Below are 17,638 nucleotides of genomic sequence, written 5' to 3'. Positions count from 1 at the left end.
CGGCTCGGGGTGCGCTTCCATGGTGGCTGCAATGGCCCGCCAGTGGAAGACGGCCGCAGGTCATACAGCGTGGGGCCGGCGCGGGACCGGACGAGGCATCAGGAGGGGACGGACATGACGCGGTTGCTGCGTTTCCCGGCACGGGACGGTGACGGTTTCCTGGTCGTGGAGGTGGCGGAGGACGAACCGGGCGTGGTCGAGGTCTCCCGCGCGGGCGACGCGGTGGCCGACGCCGCGGCGTCGTTCGAGGAGGGCGTCGACCGGATCCGGAACGCCGCCGCGGCCGCGCTGCGACGGCTGCGGGACATGCCGAGCCCGCCCAGCGAGGTCGGCCTGGAGTTCGGGGTGCGCTTCAACGCCGAACTGGGCGCGGTCATCGCCAAGTCGGAGGCGGAGGCGCATCTGAAAGTGACGATGACGTGGCGGTCGGACACGGCGGGTGACTGAACCGGTTTCCCTCCGGCAGCAGCCCTACGTACTGTAGGGGGTCGGCTCGCCATTCAACCACCGACGGGGGACCCATGCAGGAAGCACGTGGTACGGGGCGGCCCGGTGCTTCGCCCGGGGAGGACGCGCAGGGCGGGCTCGGGCCGACCGTCGTCCTGCTCGTCGTCAGCCTCACCATCGCCGCCGTCGGGGTCTATCTGCTGTGCGGCTTCGGGCTGCACAGCCTCAACCCGCGGCCGCGGCTGTTCCGGGCCGGCTTCGCCACGGCCGGGGTGATCGTCGCCACAGTGGCGGCCGGCGCGGCGGTGGGCAACCTGGCCTGGCTGCTGACGGCGTCCCGCAGACGCACGGCCGCTCCCGCCGACGGCCGGCGCGCACCCGCCTCGCTTCCCACCGAATAGGAGCCGGGCCCGCCCCGTCCCGCGCCTTCGTTCCTTTTCCTTACCTTTTCCAGGCGCTCAGCGAACCAGGGTCCGACGCATCCCCGTTACCCTACAGAGCGTAGGGTCGGCGCCATCGCCATTGGACGTACGACCGCTCGCCCTCCGGCTCCCCCTTTGTCCACGCCGGTTCCGTCCCCGCCGGCTTGCCCGGCCCGCTCCGAGGTGACGTGTCACCCATGCCCGCACAGCAGTCGCTCCTCGTCCCCGCCCAGCGTGACGCCGGCGCCTCCCCGTCTCCCCCGCCGGGCCTCCGGCTACGGACACGGGCCGCGGCGGCCACCGTCTGGTACCTGCGGCTGCTCGCGGTGCTCAACATCGTCGCGGTGGTCTCCCTGCCGTTCCGCGAGGAGGTCCACGAGCACAACGGCGGTGAGTTCTTCACGCCGTACCTGGCCACCGCCGGCCTGGTCTCGGCGGCGCTCGCGCTGTTCCTGGCCGTGGTGATGCGGCGCCGCAAACGGGCCGCCTGGGCGTTCAACCTGCTGCTCGCCGGACCCCTGTTCGTCCTCTACGTCCTCGCGCTGACCCAGGACCGGTACCACGACCACGTCTTCAACTGGGTCTCCGCCGCGCTCACCGGCCTCTTCGTGACCGCGCTGCTGATCGGCCGACGCGAGTTCCACGCCGTCGGCGACCGCTCCAACCCGAGGCTCGCCCTCGCCGTCGGCGCCGGCGGCGTCCTGGTCAGCGCGGGCCTCGGCACCTGGCTGGTGGACGCCACCAACCGGGCGCACGGCGACGCCTCCCTGACCGAGCGGATCGGCTACGTCCTGCTGCGCGGCGTCAGCGTCGGCCCTCTCGCCGACCGTGTTCCTGCCGTGCACGTGCCCCACTGGGTCGACATCACCATCAACATCTCGATGGCGGCGACCTTCCTCCTCGTCCTGTACGCCTGCTTCCGCTCCCCCCGCGGCCGCGCCCTGCTCGGCGAGGAGGACGAGAAGCGGCTGCGCGAACTGCTCGACGGACACGGCGAGCGGGACTCCCTCGGCTACTTCGCGCTCCGCCGCGACAAGGCCGCGATCTTCTCCCCCACCGGCAAGGCCGCCGTCACCTACCGCGTCGTCGGCGGGGTCAGCCTCGCCTCCGGCGACCCCATCGGCGACCCGGAGGCGTGGCCCGGTGCCATCGACGCCTGGCTGGCCGAGGCCCGCCGGCACGCCTGGACGCCCGCCGTGATGGGCGCGAGCGAGGAGGCCGGCACGATCTACGCCCGGCATGGTCTCGACGCCCTCGAACTGGGCGACGAGGCCATCGTCGACGTCGCCGACTTCAGCCTTGAGGGGCGCGCCATGCGCGTCGTACGGCAGGCCCACAACCGGGTCCGCCGGGCCGGCTACACCGTGTGCGTGCGCCGGCACGAGGACATCCCCGACGAGGAGATGGCCCTGCTCGTCGAGCGCGCCGACCGCTGGCGCGACGGCGCCACCGAGCGCGGTTTCTCCATGGCGCTGGGACGGCTGGGCGATCCGGCCGACGGCCGCTGCGTGATGCTGGAGTGCCGGGACGCCGACGGGGTGCCGCGGGCGCTGCTGAGCTTCGTCCCGTGGGGCGAGCACGGACTGTCGCTTGACCTGATGCGCCGCGACCGCGACGGCGAGAACGGCCTGATGGAGTTCATGGTGGTCGAACTGCTGCTGCGCGCGGAGGAGTTCGGGGTGCAGCGCGTCTCGCTGAACTTCGCCATGTTCCGCTCGGTCTTCGAACGCGGGGCGCGGCTGGGCGCCGGGCCGGTGCTGCGGCTGTGGCGCTCGGTGCTCACCTTCTTCTCCCGCTGGTGGCAGATCGAGTCGCTGTACCGCGCCAACGCCAAGTACCGGCCGGTCTGGGAGCCCCGCTTCCTGCTGTTCGCCAAGAGCAGCGACATCCCGCGCATCGGGATCGCCAGCGCCCGCGCCGAGGGCTTCCTCACCCCGCCCGCCCTGCCGTCCCTCGCCCGCCGCAAGGAGTCCCGGCCGGACGGGGAGTACGCCGACACCTCTTCCTAGAGGGCGGATCCCGTCGGCGTCCCGGGTCCCCGGACGGTGTCCCGTCTCAGGTGTCCCGTCTCAGGTGCCGCGGCCCGGGTCCCGGCCCGGACCGCGGGATCCGGTCGCGGTTCCGCCCGTGTTGTGGTGGCCCCGTTCCGCGCCCGCCGTGAACCCGATCACCGATCCGCCGCCCTCGCGGTGGAAGGCGAACGGCGCGCCGCCGTGGGCCAGGGCCACCTCGCGGACGATGGACAGGCCGAGGCCGGAACCGGGCAGGGAGCGGGCGTCGGCGGCGCGGTAGAAGCGGTCGAAGACGCGTATCAGGTCGCCCGCGGCGATACCGGGCCCGCGGTCGAGGACCTCGACGCGGACCGTGCCCGGCCGGGCGGGCCCGGCGACGGCGATCTCGATGGGCGCCTTGCCGCCGCGGTCGAACTTGGTGGCGTTCTCCACGAGGTTGGAGATGGCCCGCTGGAGCATGCCCGGCCGGCCCTGGATCGTGGTGTCGCCGCTGGAGCGGACCACGATGTCGCGTCCGCTGCGCCGGCGCGCCAGTCCCGCGACGTCCTCGGCGATGTCGGCGACGTCGACCCGCTGCACGGGCTCGGAGTCGGACTGCCCGGCCGCGAGGTCGACCAGTTCGTTGACCAGGTCGGTCAGCTCGCGGGCCTCCTGGGTCAGGTCGGCGACCAGTTCCTCGCGGGTGGCGGGCGGCAGTTCGTCGATGCGGCGCAGCAGGGAGATGTTCGTACGCAGGGAGGTCAGCGGCGTACGCAGTTCGTGGCCCGCGTCCTGGACCAGGCGGCGCTGGTCCTCCTCGGACTGGGCGAGCCGGCCCAGCATACGGTCGAAGGAGCGGCCGAGGCGGCCCACCTCGTCGTAGCCGGTGACGGGCACCTCGACGCCGAGCTGCCGGGTGCGGGCGACGCCCTCGGCGGCGGAGGTGAGGATCACCAGCCGGCGCGTGATGCGGCGGGCCAGCCACCAGCCGCACAGGCCGGCGGCGATCACCACGGCCCCCATCAGGATCAGCGTGCGCTGCTGGAGCGCGCGCAGCAGGTCCTCGGTGTCGCTGAACTCCTGGGCGACCTGCACGGCGCCGTGGCCCTTGCCGAGGGCGACGGTCGCGATCCGGTACACCTCGCCCTGGACGTGCACGTCCTTGTACTCGACGGCCTTGCCGGCCTTCGCGGCGGCGGCGACGGCCTTGTCCTCGGCGGTCACGGGCAGCGGCGGTGTGCCGTGGTCGACGATCTCGCCGTGGGCGCCGAGCACCTGCACGTTGGTGCGGTTGGGCCGGACCAGTTCGTGCCCGGGGCGGGAGGAGGTGAAGTCCGCGGGCGTCAGCTGGTAGCGCCGGACCTCGTCCCGTACGTCCTGCACGACCTGGGTGAACACCGACTGCTGGTCCACCCGCACCAGCCGGGCGGCGGTGTTGTACGACAGGATGCCGACGAGGACGGTGACGGCGGCGGTCACCACGGCGAACGACACCGCGAACGTGGTCCGCAGCGACGACAGCCGGGGCCGCGGTCTGTCCAGCAGCCGCGCGAGGCGGCCCACTCAGTCCTCCCGGAGCACGTAGCCCACGCCTCGGACGGTGTGGATCAGCTGCGGCGCGTTCGGCTCGTCGAGCTTGCGGCGCAGGTAGCCGACGTAGACGGCGAGGTTCTTGGAGCCGGGGCCGAAGTCGTAGCCCCAGATCCGGTCGTAGATGGTGGAGTGGTCCAGCACGATCCCCGTGTTGCGGACGAGCAGCTCGAGGAGTTCGAACTCGGTGCGGGTCAGCTCCAGCTCGCGTGTGCCCCTCCACACCCGGCGGGCCTGGGGGTCCATACGGATCCCGGCCGCCTCGATCTGCCGCTCGGGCACCTGCGGCTCCTTCACCGGTACGTCCCCCGCACCGCCCGCGCCGACGCCGACCGGGCTGGTGCGGCGCAGCAGGGCGCGCAGCCGGGCGAAGACCTCCTCCACGTCGAACGGCTTGACGACGTAGTCGTCGGCGCCGGCGTCCAGGCCGGCGATCCGGTCGGCGGTCTCCACCAGGGCGGTGAGCATGAGGATCGGGGTGCGGTCGCCCTCGGCGCGCAGCACCCGGCAGACCTGGAGCCCGTCGATGCCCGGCATCATCACATCGAGGACGAGGACGTCCGGCGGGCTCTTGTGGGCCTGGGCGAGTGCCTCCACGCCGTCGGCGACCGCCGTCACGTCGTAGCCCTCCAACGTCAGGGCACGCTCCAGGGCGTGACGGATGGCACGGTCGTCTTCGGCGAGGAGCAGAGTCTGAGGCACCCGTCCAGTCTGCCAAGGCCACAGGCCCGCGGCCGAGACGAATGGGCCTACGATCACCCTTTTTACCCGCCTCTCACCGACTCGGAGGCAACGCGGCGGGCCGCCTACCGTCCTCTCACCATCGGCGGCGGCCCCCACCCGCCCGCGGCCCTCCCGAGCGGCGGATACGCGTCACCTCCGCAGCGCCGCCAGCTGCTCCTCGAACGGCACCACGGTGAACCCGCCGGCCTGCGCGGACGCGGCCTGCTCCGGCACGGCGACCCGCCCCGCCGACAGCCCCGTCATCAGCGCCGCCAGTTCCCGCGCGGCCCGCGCGATCCGCTCGGGCAGGCCCTCGGCGCCCCAGTCCTCCGAGGCGGCGTAGACGCCGGTGGGGACGACGACGGCCTTCAGGTACGCGAAGAGCGGACGCAGTGCGTGGTCGAGGACCAGGGAGTGGCGGGCGGTGCCGCCGGTCGCGGCGATCAGCACCGGCTTGCCGGCCAGCGCGCCCTCGTCCCGTACTCCGAGCACGTCGAAGAAGGACTTGAACAGTCCGCTGTAGGAGGCGGAGAACACCGGCGTGACGACGATCAGCCCGTCCGCCTCCGCGACCGCGTCCAGCGCGTCCGCCAGGGCCGGGCCGGGGAAGCCGCCCGTGAAGTTGTGCGCGATCTCCACGGCCAGGTCCCGCAGTTCGATCACGCGCGTGTCCACCGCCCCGGCGTGCTCGGCCGTCGCGGCCGCCAGCCGGTCGGCCAGCAGCCGCGTGGAGGACGGGACGCTCAGCCCGGCCGAGACGACGACGAGCTTCATACGGTGCTCACCTCTTCCTCGTTCCCGGACCGGCTCGCGGCCAGCAGGGAGTCATGGTTCGGCGCGTCCGGCACGTTCGCCGGGCGGCCCTTGGCGAACTCCTCGCGCAGTACCGGCACGACCTCCTCGCCGAGCATGTCGATCTGCTCCAGCACGGTCTTCAGGGGCAGGCCCGCGTGGTCCATCAGGAACAGCTGGCGCTGGTAGTCGCCGGCGTACTCGCGGAAGGACAGCGTCTTCTCGATGACCTGCTGCGGGGAGCCGACGGTCAGCGGGGTCTGGGCGGTGAAGTCCTCCAGGGAGGGCCCGTGGCCGTAGACCGGCGCGTTGTCGAAGTAGGGACGGAACTCGCGCACCGCGTCCTGGGAGTTCTTCCGCATGAACACCTGGCCGCCGAGCCCGACGATCGCCTGCTCGGGCGTGCCGTGCCCGTAGTGGGCGTACCGGGCCCGGTACAGCTCGACCATCCGCTTGGTGTGGTCGGCCGGCCAGAAGATGTTGTTGTGGAAGAAGCCGTCGCCGTAGTACGCGGCCTGCTCGGCGATCTCCGGGGAGCGGATGGATCCGTGCCAGACGAAGGGCGGTACGCCGTCCAGCGGGCGGGGCGTGGAGGTGAAGCCCTGCAACGGCGTGCGGAACTTGCCCTCCCAGTCGACGACGTCCTCGCGCCACAGGCGGTGCAGCAGGGCGTAGTTCTCGACGGCGAGGTTGATGCCCTGCCGGATGTCCTGCCCGAACCAGGGGTAGACCGGACCGGTATTGCCACGCCCCATCATCACGTCCACCCGCCCGTCGGCCAGGTGCTGGAGCATCGCGAAGTCCTCGGCGATCTTCACCGGGTCGTTGGTGGTGATCAGGGTGGTGGAGGTGGACAGGATCAGCCGCTCCGTCCGCGCGGCGATGTAGCCGAGCATCGTGGTCGGGGACGACGGCACGAACGGCGGGTTGTGGTGCTCACCGGTCGCGAAGACGTCCAGGCCGACCTCCTCGGCCTTCAGCGCGATGGCGACCATGGCCTTGATCCGCTCGCGCTCGGTCGGCGTACGCCCCGTGGTGGGGTCCGGCGTGACGTCGCCGACGCTGAAGATCCCGAACTGCATGGCCACTCACCCTCCAAGTTGTTGACGGTTCAACTATAGCTGCCCAACCGTCCCCGTCCCGGAAGTATTCCGCCCCGCCCGACACGACGACTCGGCCGGCCCCCACGAGGGAGGGCGGCGACCGGAAAGCGGCCGGCCGGACCGCCTTCTGCCCGGCTCAGGCCCCGTGCGAGGCTGCCCTCATGCTGATCCTGCGTTCCGCCGCCCTCTTCGTCGTCGCCGCGCTGTTCGAGATCGGCGGCGCCTGGCTGGTCTGGCAGGGCGTGCGCGAGCACCGCGGCTGGATGTGGGCCGCCGGCGGCGTCCTCGCGCTCGGCGCGTACGGCTTCGTCGCCACCTTCCAGCCCGATGCCCACTTCGGCCGCGTCCTCGCCGCCTACGGCGGGATCTTCGTCGCCGGTTCGATCCTGTGGGGCATGGTCGCCGACGGCTACCGGCCCGACCGCTGGGACGTGACCGGCGTGCTGGTCTGCCTGGCGGGCATGGCCGTGATCATGTGGGCGCCACGGAACGGCGGCTGACGTTCACCTAGTCTGGACGGAGCGAACGCACCACATCTCCGCCCCGAGGAGCAGCCCATGGCCACCGCCGCCCCGTCCGCCGCCTCCCGCATCGCCGTCGTGACCGGTGCGAGCAGCGGCATCGGCGCCGCCACGGCCCGGCAGCTCGCCGCCGCCGGCTACCGGGTCGTCCTGACCGCCCGCCGCAAGGACCGCATCGAGGCGCTGGCCGAGGAGATCGGCGCGGCCGGCCACTCCGCCACCGCCTACCAGCTGGACGTCACCGACCGCGCGGCGGTGGACGAGTTCGCCACGGCCTTCAAGGCCGTCGGCGTCCTGGTCAACAACGCGGGCGGGGCACTGGGCGCCGACTCCGTCGCCACCGGCGACCCGGCCGACTGGCGCACGATGTACGAGACGAACGTCCTCGGCACCCTCAACCTCACCCAGGCCCTCCTGCCCAAGCTGGAGGCCAGTGGCGACGGCACGGTGGTCGTGGTCTCCTCCACCGCCGGTCACGGCACCTACGAGGGCGGCGGTGGCTATGTCGCCGCCAAGCACGGCGCCCACGTCCTCGCCGAGACCCTCCGCCTGGAGATCGTCGGCAGGCCGGTCCGGGTCATCGAGATCGCCCCCGGCATGGTCAGGACCGAGGAGTTCGCCCTCACCCGTTTCGGCGGCGACCGGGAGAAGGCCGCCAAGGTCTACGACGGCGTGGCCGAGCCCCTGACGGCCGACGACGTGGCCGACACCATCACCTGGGCAATCACCCGCCCCAGCCACGTCAACATCGACCTCCTGGTGGTCCGCCCCCGCGCCCAGGCGTCGAACACCAAGGTCCACCGGGAGCCGCGATGACCGACAACCGCGACCGGGATCCGGAGCGGGACCGGGAGCGCCTCGCCCTGGAGAAGAAGCGCGAGCGGTACGTCTGGTACTACCTCGGCTACTTCCTCTTCGGCATCCACGTCGTCGCCTTCGTGATGATCTACGCGGTCCGCCACGCCAAGTAGCCGTACGGCCCGGGCGTACGAGCGCGCCCGCGGGCCTCAGCCCTTCACGCAGACGACCTGCCGCAGCTTGGCCACGACCTCCACGAGGTCCCGCTGCTGGTCGATGACCTGCTCGATCGGCTTGTAGGCGCCCGGGATCTCGTCGACGACGCCCGAGTCCTTGCGGCACTCCACGCCCCGTGTCTGCTCCTCCAGGTCCTTGGTGGAGAAGCGGCGCTTGGCGGCGTTGCGGCTCATGCGCCGGCCGGCGCCGTGCGACGCGGAGTTGAAGGACTCCTCGTTCCCGAGGCCCTTGACGATGTACGAGCCGGTGCCCATGGAGCCCGGGATGATGCCGTACTCCCCGACCCGGGCGCTGATCGCTCCCTTGCGGGTGACGAGGAGGTCCATGCCCTCGTAGCGCTCGCGGTTCACGTAGTTGTGATGGCAGCTCACCTCGGGCTCGAAGGTCACCCTGGCCTTCTTGAACTCCCGGCGGATCACGTCCTTCAGGAGCGCCATCATGATCGCGCGGTTGTACCTCGCGTACTCCTGGGCCCAGTACAGGTCGTGCTCGTACGCCGCCATCTGCGGTGTGTCCGCCACGAAGACGGCGAGGTCGCGGTCGACCAGCCCCTGGTTGTACGCGAGCTTCTGCGCGACGCCGATGTGGTGCTCGGCGAGTTCCTTGCCGATGTTGCGGGAACCGGAGTGCAGCATGAGCCACACCGACTGGGACTCGTCGACGCAGACCTCCACGAAGTGGTTTCCGCTGCCCAGCGTTCCCATCTGCTTCGTGGCGCGCTCCTGACGGAATCTGACCGCCTCCGCCACCCCGTCGAAACGCCCCCAGAACCCGTCCCACCCCGCGGTGGCCAGGCCGTGGAACCGTCCCGGATCGACGGGATGGTCGTGCATTCCCCGCCCCACCGGAATCGCCTGCTCGATCTTCGAGCGGAGGCGGGACAGGTCGCCGGGCAGATCGCCGGCCCTCAGCGAGGTCTTCACGGCCGACATTCCGCAGCCGATGTCCACGCCCACCGCCGCCGGGCAGACCGCGCCCCGCATCGCGATGACCGAGCCGACCGTCGCGCCCTTGCCGTAGTGCACGTCCGGCATGACGGCCAGGCCCTTGATCCAGGGGAGGGTCGCGACGTTACGGAGCTGCTGCATCGCCACGTCCTCGACCGTCGCCGGGTCGGCCCACATGCGGATCGGGACCTTCGCGCCCGGCATCTCCACATACGACATATCGCCCTCATTCCCCCGGAAACAAAACAGAAGCATGGAAACGCAATACCGGCGCCAAGGTCGGTGAAACAGGACAACGGACCGGCGTCCACGGCAGTGCGTGCGATACACATTGTCTCCTGGGAGCGCCCCCGCCCGGCAAGCGAATAACCAGCGGGGCCAGTGAAAGCGAGAGGAGCCTGACCGTGCTGCGGAAGGCGTACGTACCCGGCGCGGCCGCGCTCCTCGCGGCGCTGCTGCTGGGCGGCTGCACCGGTGGTTCGTCGAGTGACGGCCAGGCGGACAACGCCAACCCCGGCGGCTCCGACCCGACGACGGCGGCGGCCCAGCCGGGCAAGTACCGGACGCTTCCGGAGGCCTGCCGCGCGGTCGGCCACAACACCCTCGACTCGCTGCTGCCCGGCATCAAGCAGATCATGGACGTGGACCAGCGCGACAAGGCCTACGAGGGCCAGGCGACGCTCACGTACGACACCGACCGCAAGGTCGGATGCCGCTGGAAAGTGGAGTCCTCGGACGCCACCGACCACCTCTCCGTCGACTTCGAGCGGGTCGTCTCCTACGACAACACGGTCAGCGACGACACTCAGGCGCAGTCGGTCTTCGCCGCCAAACGGGCCGCCGCGCACCTTCCCGAGCCGACCGCCACCGAGACCTCGGCCTCCACGACCGAGTCCAAGGCCGCCTCCGGCGCGGGCTCCGCATCACCTTCCGGTTCCGCTTCCGGCGGTGTCCCGTCGTCCCCGTCGTCGTCGCCGTCCTCTTCGTCCCAGTCGTCCTCGTCGTCCCCCGGCTCCCCTTCCTCCTCCTCGTCCGCCTCCGGCGACGCCTCTTCGGCCGACCTCCAGCCCCGGCTCCTGAGCGATCTCGGCGACGAGGCGTTCCTCGACGACGCGCTCAACAGCTCCGGTTCGACTGCCAGGCAGCGCACCGTGACTGTGGCATTTCGCACGTCCAACGTGGTCGTGACCATCGTGTACGAGGAGCAGCCGGCGACCGTCGGCGTCGTCCCGGACAGCAAGGAAATGCAGGACAAGGCAAGGAAACTGGCCTCTCGGCTGGCCGATTCACTGGGTGGTTGACGACTCTCGCGCGGCACCCGGTGCCTCCGCGCTCAGTACGACAAGTGGGACCGCGCGACTGTCTCACCGCGTACGGTGGCCCCTCGGACCCGATCCGACCGCAGGAACCACGAGCGTCATGAGCGAAGGAACCATGCAGCGAGCAGCCCAGCGAGAAGAGCGAGCCCCGCGAGCCCAGCAAGCCCCGCGGGCGAAGCGTCCGAACCGCGCCCTTGTCTGCGCGATCGCCGTCCCCGTGATGCTGCTCGCCGCGGCCTGCTCCTCCTCGGACTCCGGCTCCGGCGGCGGTGCCAAGCAGACCACGGCGGGCGACGTGAAGGGCTCCGCGAGCCCGTCGCCGACGGTGCAGGCGGCGGCGTACGCGAAGCTGCCCCAGGCGTGCAAGGTGCTGTCGGACAAGACGCTCGGCGAACTGCTCCCGCAGGGTGCGAAGTCGGGCAAGGAGAGCGCCTCCAGCGACCTCTCCACGCGTACCGGCTGCTCCTGGAACAGCCTGGACAACAACGGCGTGAAGGGCTCTCAGTTCCGCTGGCTCAACGTGTCGCTGCTGCGTTTCGAGTCCGATGTCACCCGCGGCACCGGCGAGAAGCAGGCGCACGAGTTCTACCAGCGGCAGGTGCAGGACGCCCGGAACGTGGCGAACGCGCAGAACGCGAAGTCGGAGCCGGTGTCCGGAACCGGCGACGAGGCCACGGTGGTGCGCTACGACCTGAAGAAGAAGGAAGGCGCCTTCAAGCAGCAGACGGTCGTGGCGCGGGTGGAGAACGTGGTCGTCACCCTCGACTACAACGGTGCCGGTCTGGCCGGTGACTCGACCCCGGACGCCAACGACCTGACGAAGGCCGCGGAGAAGGCCGCCAAGGAAGCGGTGTCCGCGGTGGCGACGGCGAACCGCGCGTCCGGCGGCGGTGCGCCGAGCACCTCCTCTTCCTCCTCGGCGTCCAAGTCCCCCGCGAAGTCGGCCTCACCGTCGAAGTCCGCGTCCACCGGCTGACCCACGGACGGCCCGTAGAAGCGGAGCATCCGGACCGGTCCCACGCCCCTCGCACAGATGTGCCACCCTGTTGCGCGCAACCAACACGCAAGGGGAGGGAGTTACGGGTGGCCACGCCACAGCTGACCCGGATGCACCGCGTTCTCATCGGCGTGGTCGTCACGGGTGCCGTGATCATCGCCGGTATCGGCTTCGCGGGTTCTTACGCGGCCGTCCGTGAACTCGCCCTCAAGAAGGGCTTCGGGAACTTCAGTTATGTGTTCCCGATCGGCATCGACGCGGGCATCTGTGTGCTGCTCGCCCTGGATCTGCTCCTGACCTGGATCCGGATCCCCTTCCCGCTGCTGCGCCAGACCGCGTGGGTGCTGACGCTGGCCACCATCGCCTTCAACGGCGCCGCCGCCTGGCCAGACCCGCTGGGCGTGGGCATGCACGCGGTGATCCCGGTGCTGTTCGTGGTCGCCGTGGAGGCGGCCCGGCACGCGATCGGCCGGATCGCGGACATCACGGCGGACAAGCACATGGAGGGCGTCCGCCTGACCCGCTGGCTGCTCTCCCCCGTCCCCACCTTCCTGCTGTGGCGCCGGATGAAGCTGTGGGAGCTGCGCTCCTACGACCAGGTCATCAAGCTGGAACAGGAACGTCTCGTCTACCAGGCCCGGTTGCGCTCCCGCTTCGGCCGGGCCTGGCGCCGCAAGGCCCCGGTGGAGTCCCTGATGCCACTGCGTCTCGCCCGGTACGGCGTCCCCCTGGGGGAGACGGCCCCGGCGGGCCTGGCGGCCGCGGGCATAGAACCGGCCGTGATCCCGCCACGCCCGCAGGTCGAGACGGCCGTGGACGCTCGCGCCGCCGAGGCGGCACGGATGGGCGGCGAGGGAGCCTCCCAGCCCGTTCCGGCCCTGGCGGAGGCACCTCCCGGCGGGCAGCGCCCCCAGCTGGCCGGCGCCCACAACGGCGGGCAGCCGGTACAGGAACAGCAGGCCCCGGACGAAGCGAGTCCCTGGTTCTCCGCCGCCCAGCAGGTCGACTACCACGGCGGCTACGACCCGGCGTACGAGCCGGCGTACGAGCCGGAGCCTCCGTACGAGGAACCCCCGTACGAGGAGTGGTACGAGGAACACCAGGGGCACCAGGAGTACCAGAATCACCAGGGCGAGGCCCCGCAGCCGCAGCAGCCCGAGCAGCCCTCCCCGGAGGACACCGGCAGCTTCCCCATCCCGGCCGGCCCGAACCGCACCCGCCAGCTCGGCGAAGGCGGCGGCACCCCGCCCACGGAGCCGGACGAGGAGGCCTACTACCAGATCTTCCGTCAGTCGATCAACGGCAGCCTGCCCACCCCCCGCGAGTTCGCCGACGGGGTGGAGGCCACGTACGGGATCTCGCTGCCCGACAACGAGGCCAAGCACCTGGTGAGCCGCTTCTCCAACCGCTTCAACGCGGAGCTGGAGGAAGACCACATCGCCTGAACCACGAGCCGAAGCCTGAACCACGAACGAGGGGCCCTCGCCTGAGGGCCCCTCGTCGTATCACCGCGTAGCGCTTCGCCGCGTCCGCTACTCCCCGAGCAGGGCCCGCACCCGCTCCTGCCCCACCGCGAGCAGCAGCGTGGGCAGTCGCGGCCCGGTGTCGCGGCCGACGAGCAGGTGGTAGAGCAGCGCGAAGAAGGACCGCTGGGCGGTCTTGATCTCCGGCGGCAGCTCCTTGGGCGTGGCGTCGGCGGAGAACCCGGCCTGGACCTTGGGCACGCCGTAGACGAGGTGCGTGAGCCCGTCGAGCGACCAGTGGTCCTGAAGGCCGTCGAGCAGCAGCCGGATCGACTGCTGGGACGGCTCGTCGAGGGACTTCAGCAGGTCGGTGTCGGGCTCCTCGCGGACGATGGTGCGCTGGTCGGCGGGGACGTGGGTGTTGATCCACGCCTCGGCCCTGTCGTACCGCGGGCGGGCCTCGTCGAGCGAGCCCAGCGGGTCGGCCGGGTCGAGTTCGGACAGGATGCGCAGCGCCTGGTCCTGGTGGCCGGCGGTGATGTCGGCGACGGACGCGAGCGTGCGGTACGGCAGCGGGCGCCGCGTCTTCGGCAGCTCGTCGGCGGCGGTGCCCACCGCGCGCGTGTACGCGGCGACGTCACCGGGCAGCGCCGAGCCGTCGGCGACCTTGGCGGCGAGCTTGTCCCACTCGTCGTACAGGCGCTGGATCTCCTGGTCGAAGGCGATCTTGAAGGACTGGTTCGGCCTGCGCCGGGCGTACAGCCACCGCAGGAGCTGCGGCTCCATGATCTTCAGCGCGTCGGCCGGGGTGGGGACGCCACCGCGCGAGGACGACATCTTCGCCATGCCGGAGATGCCCACGAAGGCGTACATCGGACCGATCGGCTGCTTGCCGCCGAAGATCCCGACGATCTGCCCGCCGACCTGGAACGAGGACCCCGGCGAGGAGTGGTCGACACCGCTCGGCTCGAAGATCACGCCCTCGTACGCCCACCGCATCGGCCAGTCGACCTTCCAGACCAGCTTGCCGCGGTTGAACTCGCTGAGCCGGACCGTCTCCGAGAAGCCGCACGCGGTGCAGGCGTAGGTCAGCTCGGTGGAGTCGTCGTCGTAGGCGGTGACGGTGGTGAGGTCCTTCTCGCAGTTGCCGCAGAACGGCTTGTACGGGAAGTAGCCGGCGGAGCCGGAGCTGCCGTCGTCCTCGGACGCGGCGCCCGAGCCCTCCTCGGCCTCCAGCTCGGCCTCGTCCAGGGGCTTCTGCTGCTTCTTGGCCGCCTTGGGCTTGGTGCGGTACTGGCCGAGGATCGCGTCGATGTCCCCGCGGTGCTTCATCGCGTGCAGGATCTGCTCGCGGTACGCGCCGGAGGTGTACTGCGCGGTCTGGCTGATGCCGTCGAACTCCACCCCCAGTTCGGCGAGCGAGGCGACCATGGCGGCCTTGAAGTGCTCGGCCCAGTTGGGGTGCGCCGAGCCCTTCGGGGCCGGGACGGAGGTCAGCGGCTTGCCGATGTGCTCGGCCCACGACTCGTCGACACCGGCGATCCCGGCCGGGACCTTGCGGTACCGGTCGTAGTCGTCCCAGGAGATCAGGTGCCGTACCCGGTACCCGCGGCGGCGGATCTCGTCGGCGACGAGGTGCGGGGTCATGACCTCGCGCAGGTTGCCCAGGTGGATGGGGCCGGACGGCGACAGCCCGGACGCGACGACGACCGGTTTGCCCGGGGCCCGACGCTCCGACTCCTCGATGACGTCGTCCGCGAAACGGGAGACCCAGTCGGCGGTCTCGGTGCTCTGAGCCACGATCGGCACGTCCTCTTTCCCTGAAGTTTCTCTGAAGGTTCTCCGTGGGCAGCCGCTACGGTCGCACGGCTGACCGCTCCATTGTCCCAGGCGGGTCGGTATCCGCGAAAACACCTTTTCAACGCGTTGGACGGGTGCGGACGGCCCTGCGTTCACCCGTCGGCCGGAAAATTCGCTTTACCCCGCATGGGATACTGGGCCTGTCTATCCATCCGCACGAGGAGAACGGCACCCTTTCCTATGGCCTCGGTCACGTCCCTCACCGCTTCCGTCCACCAGCGCCTCGCGTCCGCCCTCTCGGCCACCCTGCCGGAGACCGCCGCCGCGGACCCGCTGCTGCGACGCAGCGACCGGGCGGACTTCCAGGCCAACGGCATCCTGGCACTGGCCAAGCAGGCGAAGTCGAACCCGCGGGAGCTGGCGGCGCAGGTCGTCGGGCACGTGGTCACCGGTGATCTGATCAAGGACATCGAGGTCTCCGGACCCGGATTCCTCAACATCACGGTCACCGACCGGGCGATCACGGAGAACCTCGCGGCGCGGGCGGCCGACTCCGAGGGCCGGCTGGGTGTGCCGTACGCGGAGCAGCCGGGCACGACGGTGATCGACTACGCCCAGCCGAACGTGGCGAAGGAGATGCACGTCGGCCACCTGCGGTCCGCGGTGATCGGCGACTCCGTCGTCCAGCTCCTGGAGTTCACCGGCGAGAACGTGGTCCGCCGGCACCACATCGGCGACTGGGGCACCCAGTTCGGCATGCTCATCCAGTATCTGGACGAGCACCCGCACGAGCTGGACCACAAGGCGTCCGAGGTGACCGGCGCGGAGGCGATGTCGAACCTCGACCGCCTCTACAAGGCCGCGCGCAAGCTCTTCGATTCCGACGAGGAGTTCAAGACGCGGGCCCGGCGCCGGGTGGTGGACCTCCAGGCCGGCGACGCGCACACGGTGGCCATGTGGCAGAAGTTCGTGGACGAGTCGAAGATCTACTTCTTCTCCGTCTTCGAGAAGCTGGACATGGATGTCCGGGACCCGGACATCGTCGGTGAGTCCGGCTACAACGACATGCTCGCCGAGACCTGCCGCCTGCTGGAGGAGTCCGGCGTGGCGGTCCGCTCGGAGGGCGCCCTGTGCGTCTTCTTCGACGACGTCAAGGGCCCGGACGGCAACCCGGTCCCGCTGATCGTCCAGAAGTCCGACGGCGGCTACGGCTACGCGGCCACCGACCTGTCGGCGATCAGGGACAGGGTCTTCAACCTCAAGGCGAACACCCTGCTGTACGTCGTGGACGCCCGGCAGTCCCTGCACTTCAAGATGGTCTTCGAGACCGCGCGGCGGGCCGGCTGGCTGAACGACGACGTGACGGCGTACCAGTTGGCGTTCGGCACGGTGCTCGGCAAGGACGGCAAGCCGTTCAAGACCCGTGAGGGCGAGACGGTCCGCCTGGTCGACCTGCTCGACGAGGCGATCGAGCGTGCCTCGGCGGTCGTCCGGGAAAAGGCGCAGGACCTCTCGGACGAGGAGATCGCCGAGCGGGGTGCCCAAGTGGGCATCGGCGCGGTGAAGTACGCGGACCTGTCGACCTCGGCGAGCCGGGACTACAAGTTCGACCTGGACCAGATGGTCTCGCTGAACGGCGACACGTCGGTCTACCTCCAGTACGCCTACGCCCGGATCCAGTCGATCCTGCGCAAGGCCGGAGAGGTACGGCCCTGCGCCCACCCGGAGCTGGAACTGACGCAGGCGGAGCGGGCGTTGGGCCTGCACGCCGACGCCTTCGCGGAGATGGTGCGGGAGGCGGCCGCGGAGTACGCCCCGCACAAGCTGACCGCGTACCTGTACCAGCTGGCGTCCCTGTACACGACCTTCTACGACAAGTGCCCGGTGCTGAAGGCGGAGACGCCGGAGCAGGTGGAGAACCGCCTGTTCCTGTGCGACGTCACCGCGCGCATCCTGCAGCAGGGCATGGCCCTGCTGGGCATCCGGACGCCCGAGCGCCTCTGACGGATCCGCCGGTCCGTCCGCCGCAGGCCCCGCCCCGTACTCGACGGGTCGGGGCCTGCGCGCGTTGCGGCGGACGTCCGGGCATGTCCCCCACCTCCTGCGGCCTGTACGCGCCGCCGGGGGCCCCTTCCCCGCGCACAAGATCGAAGTGCGGCGGGCACCGGGGGCCCCGACGATGACGAAGGAGCGGAGCGCGGAACTTCCCACAGTTCGGGCACTCCGCTGCGTCATGCGTCTGCGTCTTGCTTCACAGAAGGAGGAATCCATGACGGCAACGACGGAGAGCCCCACTCGGGAGAAGGCAGGCGTCGGCCAGGAGGAAGAGGAGTCCGCCATCGGACCGCTTCTGCTGGCCGCGCTGCTCTCCCGGCGTGAGGAACACGGGGAGGACCCGATCATCGGCCACCCTCTCCTCCTCGCCGCGCTCATGCGCCGCCGGGAGGAGGGTGGGGAGTCGATGATCCAGCACCCCCTGCTGCTCGCC

17 protein-coding genes are annotated in these 17,638 nt (G+C 70.9%); 11 read left to right on the top strand and 6 right to left on the bottom strand.

The features are described 5' to 3' along the window. Nucleotides 1-114 precede the first annotated feature (114 nt). The 3 genes from ACIQFZ_RS17850 (at nt 115) to ACIQFZ_RS17840 (ending at nt 2,878) form a co-directional block, all read left to right on the top strand. Entirely contained in the window at nt 115-447 is a 333-nt protein-coding gene (locus tag ACIQFZ_RS17850; protein WP_365416499.1) for a CU044_2847 family protein, read from the top strand. A 74-nt stretch (nt 448-521) separates the two neighbouring features. Further along, entirely contained in the window at nt 522-848 is a 327-nt protein-coding gene (locus ACIQFZ_RS17845; protein ID WP_383057261.1) for a hypothetical protein, read from the top strand. A 218-nt stretch (nt 849-1,066) separates the two neighbouring features. After that, on the top strand, nt 1,067-2,878 hold the full coding sequence (locus ACIQFZ_RS17840) for a phosphatidylglycerol lysyltransferase domain-containing protein (protein WP_365416495.1): 1,812 nt from the start codon (nt 1,067-1,069) through the stop codon (nt 2,876-2,878). 60 nt (nt 2,879-2,938) lie between these two features. Here ACIQFZ_RS17840 and ACIQFZ_RS17835 read toward each other — a convergent pair whose 3' ends face one another. The 4 genes from ACIQFZ_RS17835 to ACIQFZ_RS17820 form a co-directional block, all read right to left on the bottom strand. Further along, entirely contained in the window at nt 2,939-4,423 is a 1,485-nt protein-coding gene (locus ACIQFZ_RS17835; protein WP_402691626.1) for an ATP-binding protein, read from the bottom strand. Then, a complete protein-coding gene (locus ACIQFZ_RS17830) occupies nt 4,424-5,152 on the bottom strand; it encodes a response regulator transcription factor (RefSeq protein ID WP_365416493.1) in 729 nt (242 codons plus the stop codon). It abuts the gene before it with no gap. 171 nt (nt 5,153-5,323) lie between these two features. Then, nucleotides 5,324-5,947, bottom strand: a complete 624-nt coding sequence (locus ACIQFZ_RS17825) for a CE1759 family FMN reductase (protein WP_365416491.1) — start codon at nt 5,945-5,947, stop codon at nt 5,324-5,326. Further along, nucleotides 5,944-7,047 (bottom strand): LLM class flavin-dependent oxidoreductase, encoded by a 1,104-nt coding sequence (locus ACIQFZ_RS17820; RefSeq protein WP_365416489.1) that lies wholly within the window; start codon nt 7,045-7,047, stop codon nt 5,944-5,946. Before ACIQFZ_RS17820 ends, ACIQFZ_RS17825 begins: the two co-directional genes overlap by 4 nt. A gap of 182 nt (nt 7,048-7,229) precedes the next feature. Here ACIQFZ_RS17820 and ACIQFZ_RS17815 point away from each other — a divergent pair, with 182 nt between their 5' ends. From ACIQFZ_RS17815 to ACIQFZ_RS17805, 3 genes are read left to right on the top strand one after another with little or no spacing between them, the layout of a single operon-like run. Continuing rightward, a complete protein-coding gene (locus tag ACIQFZ_RS17815) occupies nt 7,230-7,568 on the top strand; it encodes a YnfA family protein (RefSeq protein ID WP_361420948.1) in 339 nt (112 codons plus the stop codon). A gap of 57 nt (nt 7,569-7,625) precedes the next feature. Then, nucleotides 7,626-8,405: an SDR family NAD(P)-dependent oxidoreductase gene (locus tag ACIQFZ_RS17810; protein ID WP_402691625.1), complete on the top strand. Its 780-nt coding sequence runs from the start codon at nt 7,626-7,628 to the stop codon at nt 8,403-8,405. Continuing rightward, a complete protein-coding gene (locus ACIQFZ_RS17805; RefSeq protein ID WP_365416485.1) occupies nt 8,402-8,560 on the top strand; it encodes a hypothetical protein in 159 nt (52 codons plus the stop codon). Before ACIQFZ_RS17810 ends, ACIQFZ_RS17805 begins: the two co-directional genes overlap by 4 nt. Nucleotides 8,561-8,596: 36 nt before the next feature. Here ACIQFZ_RS17805 and ACIQFZ_RS17800 read toward each other — a convergent pair whose 3' ends face one another. Beyond that, a complete protein-coding gene (locus tag ACIQFZ_RS17800; RefSeq protein WP_365416483.1) occupies nt 8,597-9,790 on the bottom strand; it encodes an RtcB family protein in 1,194 nt (397 codons plus the stop codon). Nucleotides 9,791-9,975: 185 nt separating this feature from the next. Here ACIQFZ_RS17800 and ACIQFZ_RS17795 point away from each other — a divergent pair, with 185 nt between their 5' ends. The 3 genes from ACIQFZ_RS17795 to ACIQFZ_RS17785 all read left to right on the top strand — a co-directional run bounded on the left by ACIQFZ_RS17795 (nt 9,976) and on the right by ACIQFZ_RS17785 (nt 13,332). Beyond that, nucleotides 9,976-10,872 carry a DUF3558 domain-containing protein gene (locus ACIQFZ_RS17795; protein WP_365416481.1) on the top strand — a complete coding sequence of 299 codons (897 nt, stop codon included), beginning with the start codon at nt 9,976-9,978 and terminating at the stop codon, nt 10,870-10,872. A 118-nt stretch (nt 10,873-10,990) separates the two neighbouring features. Continuing rightward, nucleotides 10,991-11,866 (top strand): DUF3558 family protein, encoded by an 876-nt coding sequence (locus ACIQFZ_RS17790; protein ID WP_376651843.1) that lies wholly within the window; start codon nt 10,991-10,993, stop codon nt 11,864-11,866. A gap of 131 nt (nt 11,867-11,997) precedes the next feature. Then, on the top strand, nt 11,998-13,332 hold the full coding sequence (locus ACIQFZ_RS17785; RefSeq protein ID WP_402691708.1) for a DUF2637 domain-containing protein: 1,335 nt from the start codon (nt 11,998-12,000) through the stop codon (nt 13,330-13,332). 87 nt (nt 13,333-13,419) lie between these two features. On the opposite strand, the gene lysS is transcribed toward ACIQFZ_RS17785, so the two are convergent. After that, nucleotides 13,420-15,159 (bottom strand): lysine--tRNA ligase, encoded by a 1,740-nt coding sequence (gene lysS / locus ACIQFZ_RS17780; protein WP_376651842.1) that lies wholly within the window; start codon nt 15,157-15,159, stop codon nt 13,420-13,422. A 231-nt stretch (nt 15,160-15,390) separates the two neighbouring features. Here lysS and argS point away from each other — a divergent pair, with 231 nt between their 5' ends. Both argS and ACIQFZ_RS17770 read left to right on the top strand, forming a co-directional pair. After that, complete coding sequence (argS, locus tag ACIQFZ_RS17775; protein WP_365416475.1) at nt 15,391-17,154, top strand: arginine--tRNA ligase; 1,764 nt, start codon at nt 15,391-15,393, stop codon at nt 17,152-17,154. A gap of 265 nt (nt 17,155-17,419) precedes the next feature. Next, nucleotides 17,420-17,638 (top strand): hypothetical protein (locus ACIQFZ_RS17770; protein WP_402691624.1); only part of this gene is annotated, 219 nt, incomplete at its 3' end.

This window comes from Streptomyces sp. NPDC093064, assembly GCF_044754605.1.
GTDB lineage: Bacteria > Actinomycetota > Actinomycetes > Streptomycetales > Streptomycetaceae > Streptomyces.
Note: the sequence above shows the minus strand (reverse complement) of the source record. Positions and strands in the feature narration are given on the sequence as shown.

Bases quoted from the DNA above. Each gene is read 5' to 3' on its own strand.
- ACIQFZ_RS17850 (WP_365416499.1), top strand. From the start codon at position 115: ATGACGCGGTTGCTGCGTTTCCCGGCACGGGACGGTGACGGTTTCCTG.
- ACIQFZ_RS17845 (WP_383057261.1), top strand. From the start codon at position 522: ATGCAGGAAGCACGTGGTACGGGGCGGCCCGGTGCTTCGCCCGGGGAG.
- ACIQFZ_RS17840 (WP_365416495.1), top strand. From the start codon at position 1,067: ATGCCCGCACAGCAGTCGCTCCTCGTCCCCGCCCAGCGTGACGCCGGC.
- ACIQFZ_RS17825 (WP_365416491.1), bottom strand. From the start codon at position 5,947: ATGAAGCTCGTCGTCGTCTCGGCCGGGCTGAGCGTCCCGTCCTCCACG.
- ACIQFZ_RS17820 (WP_365416489.1), bottom strand. From the start codon at position 7,047: ATGCAGTTCGGGATCTTCAGCGTCGGCGACGTCACGCCGGACCCCACC.
- ACIQFZ_RS17815 (WP_361420948.1), top strand. From the start codon at position 7,230: ATGCTGATCCTGCGTTCCGCCGCCCTCTTCGTCGTCGCCGCGCTGTTC.
- ACIQFZ_RS17810 (WP_402691625.1), top strand. From the start codon at position 7,626: ATGGCCACCGCCGCCCCGTCCGCCGCCTCCCGCATCGCCGTCGTGACC.
- ACIQFZ_RS17805 (WP_365416485.1), top strand. From the start codon at position 8,402: ATGACCGACAACCGCGACCGGGATCCGGAGCGGGACCGGGAGCGCCTC.
- ACIQFZ_RS17800 (WP_365416483.1), bottom strand. From the start codon at position 9,790: ATGTCGTATGTGGAGATGCCGGGCGCGAAGGTCCCGATCCGCATGTGG.
- ACIQFZ_RS17790 (WP_376651843.1), top strand. From the start codon at position 10,991: ATGAGCGAAGGAACCATGCAGCGAGCAGCCCAGCGAGAAGAGCGAGCC.
- ACIQFZ_RS17785 (WP_402691708.1), top strand. From the start codon at position 11,998: ATGCACCGCGTTCTCATCGGCGTGGTCGTCACGGGTGCCGTGATCATC.
- argS (WP_365416475.1), top strand. From the start codon at position 15,391: ATGGCCTCGGTCACGTCCCTCACCGCTTCCGTCCACCAGCGCCTCGCG.